Source organism: Tautonia sociabilis (assembly GCF_003977685.1).
Classification (GTDB): Bacteria; Planctomycetota; Planctomycetia; order Isosphaerales; family Isosphaeraceae; genus Tautonia; species Tautonia sociabilis.
The window spans coordinates 1-1020 of record NZ_RYZH01000122.1 but is presented as its reverse complement, the minus strand read 5'-3'; the positions used below and the strand labels follow the sequence as shown (position 1 = coordinate 1020).

Sequence of the window (1020 nt, the reverse complement as noted above, 5' to 3'; positions counted from 1 at the left end):
CTTCGGCTTCGGCTTCGGCTTCGGCTTCGGCTCAGGTCGCGGCCAGGCGGTACGGCGTCATCGTCCGCAGCAGGGCGACCATCACCCCCAGCAGCCGACGCGCCACCGCCACGATCGCCTTCTTGCCGCCCCGGCGCCGCTTGATGCCGTCGTACACCGACCGCCACCGCCGGCTCTGACGGATCAGCCGCCACGCCGCCTCCACCAACGCCCACCGCAGCAGCGGGCTGCCCCGCTTGGTGATCGGCAGCTCCTTGCCCTTGCGGCCGCCGCTGTCGCGGACCGCCGGCACCAGTCCGGCATACGCGCAGGCCTTCTTCGCCGAGCCGAAGCGGCCGACGTCCCCCAGCTCGCTGACGACCACCTCCACCGTCACCGGGCCCACCCCGGGGATGGTGCTCAGCACCGCCCGGGCCTCGGCCTCGGCCACCGGCGCCGCCGCGGCGAAGTCCTTCAGCGTCGCGGCCAGCTCCTTGAGCCGCTGCCGCAGCCCGTGGTACTCGGCCACCAGCTGATCGGCGATGAAGCGGTCGGCGGCGTTCAGCGGCGCCGCGGCAAGGTGCGCCAGCCCGGCGGCGGTGAACAGGTCCTTGCGGTCGGCGTTGTAATCGCTCAGCAGGTGGCGGAGCTTGCACTTCACGGCCGTCAGCCGGCCCTTGAGGTACTGGCGGTGGCGGACCAGCGCCCGGTGCTCGCGCTGCCGGGGCGTGGGGCGGTAGGCCCGGGGGATCATGTCGCGGGCCAGGAACTCGGCGAGCACCTGGGCGTCGAGGCGGTCGGTCTTCTTGACCGACTCGGCGATGACGCGGAGCTTGCCGGGGTGGGCCAGCACGACCGCCTCGGCGAGCGGCTCGATCAGCTCCACGAGCCAGTGATAGCTGGCGGTGGCCTCGACGACGGCGCGGAAGGGCCCCAGCCCGGCGAAGAAGGCGCGGATGTCCTCGACGGCGCCGCAGGCGAAGCTGCGTCGGGCGACGACCTTGAGCTGATCGTCGAGGACGCACAGGACGATGGTCTTCT

General features: G+C 72.7%; 1 protein-coding gene. It reads right to left on the bottom strand.

Translation table 11 applies throughout. The features are described from left to right. Positions 1 to 31 precede the first annotated feature (31 nt). On the bottom strand, positions 32 to 1020 hold a 989-nt coding region (locus TsocGM_RS25615), incomplete at its 5' end, for an IS110 family RNA-guided transposase (RefSeq protein ID WP_126728290.1).